Origin of the sequence: Streptomyces chryseus, from assembly GCF_014650755.1 — a bacterium.
Classification (GTDB): domain Bacteria; phylum Actinomycetota; class Actinomycetes; order Streptomycetales; family Streptomycetaceae; genus Streptomyces; species Streptomyces chryseus.
Genome location: NZ_BMVO01000061.1, coordinates 1 through 5,113, shown reverse-complemented (window position 1 = coordinate 5,113; position 5,113 = coordinate 1). Strand labels below are relative to the sequence as shown.

6 protein-coding genes and 1 pseudogene are annotated in these 5,113 nt (G+C 68.5%); 5 read left to right on the top strand and 2 right to left on the bottom strand.

Annotated features, from left to right (window positions below):
- The 3 genes from IE185_RS32690 to IE185_RS32680 form a co-directional block, all read left to right on the top strand.
- Positions 1 to 318 (top strand): transposase (locus IE185_RS32690; protein ID WP_189716553.1); only part of this gene is annotated, 318 nt, incomplete at its 5' end.
- Positions 319 to 547: 229 nt separating this feature from the next.
- Positions 548 to 979, top strand: coding sequence for a hypothetical protein (locus IE185_RS32685; RefSeq protein ID WP_138899476.1), 432 nt, complete (start codon positions 548 to 550; stop codon positions 977 to 979).
- 121 nt (positions 980 to 1,100) lie between these two features.
- Positions 1,101 to 1,664 (top strand): hypothetical protein, encoded by a 564-nt coding sequence (locus IE185_RS32680; protein ID WP_138899477.1) that lies wholly within the window; start codon positions 1,101 to 1,103, stop codon positions 1,662 to 1,664.
- A gap of 29 nt (positions 1,665 to 1,693) precedes the next feature.
- Here IE185_RS32680 and IE185_RS32675 read toward each other — a convergent pair.
- Positions 1,694 to 3,117: pseudogene (locus IE185_RS32675) on the bottom strand (IS701 family transposase).
- Between the two features lie 123 nt (positions 3,118 to 3,240).
- Here IE185_RS32675 and IE185_RS32670 point away from each other — a divergent pair.
- Together IE185_RS32670 and IE185_RS32665 are read left to right on the top strand one after the other, a co-directional pair.
- Complete coding sequence (locus IE185_RS32670; protein ID WP_229843858.1) at positions 3,241 to 3,489, top strand: ATP-dependent DNA ligase; 249 nt, start codon at positions 3,241 to 3,243, stop codon at positions 3,487 to 3,489.
- A 51-nt stretch (positions 3,490 to 3,540) separates the two neighbouring features.
- Positions 3,541 to 4,191 (top strand): hypothetical protein, encoded by a 651-nt coding sequence (locus IE185_RS32665; RefSeq protein WP_138899185.1) that lies wholly within the window; start codon positions 3,541 to 3,543, stop codon positions 4,189 to 4,191.
- Positions 4,192 to 4,454: 263 nt separating this feature from the next.
- Here the strand turns inward: IE185_RS32665 and IE185_RS32660 are convergent.
- The coding region (locus IE185_RS32660) for a transposase family protein (protein ID WP_189716551.1) at positions 4,455 to 5,113 on the bottom strand (659 nt) is incomplete at its 5' end.

The following is a 5,113-nucleotide window of genomic DNA, read 5'->3' as shown; positions in this document are numbered from 1 at the left end:
GGCAACCGCAACGACTGCAAGGCATGGGAGCTGTCCGGTGCGAAGGCCGCCGTCGGCATGACCACGGTCATCGCGGACGGCGGCTACCGGGGCACCGGTCTGGCCATCCCGCACCGTCGCGAACCCGGCCAGAGCGAACTCGAGGCATGGAGAGAGGAACACAACACCTCGCACCGCAAGGTCCGCGCCCGCGTCGAGCACGCCTTTGCCCGGATGAAGACCTGGAAGATCCTCCGCGACTGCCGCCTCAAAGGCGACGGCGTTCACCACGCCATGCTCGGCATCGCCCGCCTGCACAACCTCGCCCTCGCCGGGTGACGAAGGAACGAGCAGGCCAGCGAACACGTCGTAGATCATTTACGGGACAACGCTTAGCTATGCCCATACTTCATCACACCCAGGATGACAGCAGGCCCGGACGCCCGCACCCGCCGGAAGCGGCAGGCCGGGCAACTTGCCCAGCCACAGGCAAACGCATGGCGCGGGAAACAGGAAGAACCACACGGTTCCGCGATTCCGCGAAACCGGATCAGGAGGAGGAGACGCAATGCCGACGCTTTTGATGGGCCTGCTCCTGCTCATTAGTGTGGCGGCTGTACCGGCGTGCATCCTGGTGATCGTTCTCATGCTAAGGAACCCGCCCATTTCGCTGCCCAAGATCTGTGCTGTTCTCGCCCTGATCTTCGGCTTCTCGGCTATGGCCGTGTACTGCTACGGCTGGTTCTCCGTCGCACTGGGGGGGCCGTTCCCGGAGCTGTGCGAGGACACGAACGCGTCCGGCGCCCAGTTGACGAGCCTGAAGCAGGACTACTGGCCCCTTCGCAACGCCTGCATCTATTCCGACGGCTCGACGGTGGAGCACATTTCCACGTCGATCAACGCGTTCGTCTACGTGCCGGCTGGTCTTGCCGTCGTCCTGACCTGTGCCGCCGCGTTCCTGTACCGGCGGGCACGACACATTCCCGAAGGGACCTCATGACCATCGAATTCTCGCGTCGCACCATACTCAAGCAGCTCACCGGCGTCGCTGCCGGAGCCGCACTGGTCTCCGGCGGAGGCGCACTGCTGGCTCCCGCCACCGCCGTCGCTGCGGACACCAAGTGGCGCAGATCGGCCTCGGCGAACGGCTGGAGCATCCCGAACGCCCGCTCTTCGTTCACCGGCACCTGCGACATCCAGGGGACCGGCCTGACCGTCGTCCTGCGCAAGGGAGACACCGCAACGTCCTGGCCTACCTGGCACAGCGTTTCCACTACGACGTCGCCCGGCTGGAGAGCGAGCGCGGCGAGATCGTCGGATATCGCGCCGATCGCGAGGTAAGGGCGGACTTCGAGTCCAACCACCTGTCAGGAACCGCACTGGCGCTGTATCCGGAGATCTACCCGCTGGGAGCCACGGGGAACTTCTTCCCGTACCAGGTCACGGCGATCCGGGACATCCTCGCGGAACTCGGAGGCGTGGTGAAGTGGGGCGGTGACATGAGGCCGGCCAAGGAATCCATGTTCTTCATCGACGTGCCGCCGGAATCGCAGCAGCTCAAGCAGGTCGCGGCGAAGCTCAGAGAATGGCAGATCACTCCGAGCAAGGGCGCCGGGACTCAGAACGTCGAGGACCCCAAGCGCATTAAGGCGTCGAAGGCTCTGGCGAAGAGCCAGAAGGTCTAGCGGTGGTTTGTTAGACGGGGATGTAGAGGTCAAGTGGGTGGCCTGCGCCGACGGCGTTGATCAGTGCTTGGAGTTCGGGCGGTGGGGGTGCATTCGTCCATGTGCGCCAGCATCGTTGGAGGTTGGTCCAGGGAGCGAGCCAGGCGCGGACGGCTCGGATCGCCTTGGGCCAGCTGGCCGGTTGGGGCTGGTGGGGTCTGCTTGGGCCCCCTCTCAGCCGGCCCCGGCGGCGTCGGGGCGGGCGGGAGCGCAGGGACGGGGGCGGGTTCCCGGTCCGGCGGATGAGCGAACCAGGTGTCCCAGCAGAACGAGAACGCGCAGGTGACCAGTGTCTGGTGGCGGCGGATGGCGGTGTCGGAACGGACCTGGAAATCGGCCCACCGAGTTCGTCCTTGACCTGTTTGTAGCTCTGCTCGATCCAGTGCCGGATGCCGTAGATCCGCACGACTTCGTGCAGGTCAGCGGCGGGATGAGGGTTGTCGGCCTCACGGGGGCCGCCGGGGCGGGGCAGGTCGGTGGCCAGGTACCAAGTTGCCTGCGCGGGCAGGATGGCCGGGTCGGTGGTGGCCACGACCAGGCGGACGTTTCCGTCCGGACCCCACCAGCCGAGGTGGGCGTCGGCGGCCCACCAGGTCTCGGTGTGCCCGTTGCGGAATGTCCGCTCAACCGCGGTCCAGTCCCCGGGATGCTCGGGATTGGTCCAGGTCAGTGCGCGTGCGGCGTCGACGGGGGTGTAGGCATCCTTGCCGTAGGCCCACGTGCCGTGGCTCGGCTTGAGGGCCATGACGGACGGCAGACCCGCCTCGCCGAGTTGCCGGCGGAAGCCGTCCTGGTCGCCGTAGGCGCAGTCGGCGGCCACGGCCCGGAAGGCCACCCCGGCAGTCTTGGCGGTGCGGGCGAGTTCGGCTGCGATCTGCAGTTTCGTGCGGAAGCCGGGGTCGCTCTTGCCGGCGGGGAAGTGACGGGCGGGGCTGTAGGGCACCGCGTGGAGCGGGTAGTAGACGCTCTCGTCGGCCCAGCAGGTCGTCACGGTGACGATGCCGTTGTCGGTCTTGCCCAGTCGGCCCAGCCACTGCCGCCCGACATGCGCGGTCGCGGTCCCGTCCTTGCGGTCACCCGAGTCGTCGATCACCAGTACCCCGCCCGCGTGCGGCTCGGTCGCCGGGTCGGCGAGCAGCAGTTCCACCCGGCGGGCGTTGATCTGCTCGTGGTCCCAGGTCGACTCGGAGAGGACGAACTGCAGCCGCTGCACCGCCGGGTGCTGGGCTCCGGCCACGGGCTCGGCGCCGGCCAGGCAGGTCAGGGTCTTGTTGCGGTCCCGCGGCAGCAGCAGCCCGGCGAGGTACTCACGGAACCCGCGTCGCTGGGCCAGCGTGGAGAGCAGGTCATCGAAGCGTGCGGCGTAGGCTTCCAGCGGGCCAGGAGCCGGCGGGTACGGCAGACGACGGGTCATCACAACCCCCAGCAGCGAATGGCGACTTTCTCTCTACCGGCCTACCCCGACGCTGACCCGCCGTCAACAAACCACCGCTAGCGCAGGGCCGCCACCCGAGGCCGCATCACCACCGCGCTCGCGGTGAAGACCCCGGCGTTCTTCATCGCTTTTGACGCCCTGCAGATCGACGGCATCGAGCTGTTGGCCCTGCCTTACGCCCAGCGCCGCCGGCGACTGGAGGTCCTCTTCGCCACCCGCACACTGACCACACCGTGGACGCTGTACCCGAGGACCACCGAGCCCGGTCAGGGCCCGCAGTGGCTGGAGGACTGGACGGACGTCTTTGGCGTCGAGGGCCTGGTCGTGAAGAACATGAACCAGCGCTACTAGGCTGTGCGCCGGTCGGCCCCAGGCGCGGGGTCCCGGGGGGTGGGGAACAGGATGTCGGTAGAACGTCACATAGCGGGGATGCTCCAGCAGATCGCCCGTCAGCAGGACATCGTCGAGATCGCCCCCCAGGGCTCCACGCGGAAGGCGGCCGCCCTGGCGCATGTGGCGGAGCAGTTCGGCTACACGTACGGCATGGCGTACAGGACCGGGTTCAAGAACTCGCTCGTCCAGGTCCGGATGTACCGCAACCCGCGGCCCGACGCGCGCGTCCGCGAGGCGGCCACCATCGCCGCCCATCCGCAGGCGGGCAACGGCGGGAGCGTGCCGGGGCTGGAGCGGGGCTCGCTGAAGCCGCTCCCCGAAGCGGTCGCTGCCGTGGCCGTGCTGAAGGACCTCATCACCTTCGACGTCATGGCCCTGTACGTCGCCGACCGGAGCCAGAAGGCGAAGGTCTACCTCGCCTGCGCGGTCCTGACCGTCCTCCTGCTTGTCGACAGGTCGCCGGTCGAAGCGGTCGCCTCCGGCGGGGCGGTCGCGCTGCTCTGCACCGTGGCGTTCAAGGTGGGCGCGATCCGCCGCGGGAAGATCGCACAGCGGCTGACGGACGCCGGGTTCCTCGCGGTGCGCGACGAACAGGGCGGCCAGCGGTTCCTGCCCCCGGGGCAGCAGTTGCCCGCCCGCACCGACCCGTTCGCCGCCTGAGGCCCCGGCCTGCGGCGCAGGCAGGGCGCGAGATCACCCTCGTCAGCGACGTGGCCGTCCGCGTGGCCGCGGCCCGGCGCCTGGCCTCGTTGCGTTGCGGCCTTGCGCCGGCACCAAGACGAAGCACCGGAACCTGCCCGGTCGAGAACCTGTAAGACGTCATCTCATTTGGCTGGTTCGGTAGGCTGTCGGTCGTGGTGGGGATTGACCAGCAGTGTGTCGCTGACGCCATAAGAGCTGGTAACACGATTCCGTGAGCCTTTTCAGCGTTGCCTCTCCAGGGTGAGGACCGCGGCGGCGATGTCCGTCATGCGGTTCGGGCTGCAGCGGCTCCGGCGGAAGATCCGCCAGGACTTCAGGCGGGCGACGCCTCGTTCGACAGGAGCGCGGGCCTGGGCGAGTGCCCGGTTCAGCGTCCGTTCGGTCGGTGACAGTTCGCCATTGGGCGGCCGGCGGATGGCGGTGGTGACCCAGGAGCCGGCGCCGATGTAGGCGCGGTCGGCGACGATCGGGACACCCTGGCGTTCGCAGATTCGGATGATGCGGTGGGTGCGTGCGGCGGTCAGATCGTGAGCGCGACCCGGCAAGGCCGGCGAGATCCACAGAAGCTGGCCTTCGGGATCGGTGACGACCTGCACGTTCACGCCGTGGCGCCGGTGCTTGTGGGAGTAATCGGCGCGTCCGTCGCCCAGGCGGTCGCACTCGCTGAGGGTGCCGTCCAGGAGCACGTAGTCCGGGTCGTGCTCGCGCAGGGTCTTGAGCAGGCCCGGCGCCCGGTCGGCGAGGAGCCGCACGACGGCGGTCGTGTAGGCGTGGGCGGTGCCTACGGATATGCCGAACCCGGCGGCGATCTGCGCGAGAGTGTCGTGCTTGCGCAGGTAGGTGAGAGCGACGAGGGCGCGCTTGTGCGGCGGGAGCTTGC

Bases quoted from the DNA above. Each gene is read 5' to 3' on its own strand.
- IE185_RS32665 (WP_138899185.1), top strand. From the start codon at position 3,541: ATGTCGGTAGAACGTCACATAGCGGGGATGCTCCAGCAGATCGCCCGT.
- IE185_RS32685 (WP_138899476.1), top strand. From the start codon at position 548: ATGCCGACGCTTTTGATGGGCCTGCTCCTGCTCATTAGTGTGGCGGCT.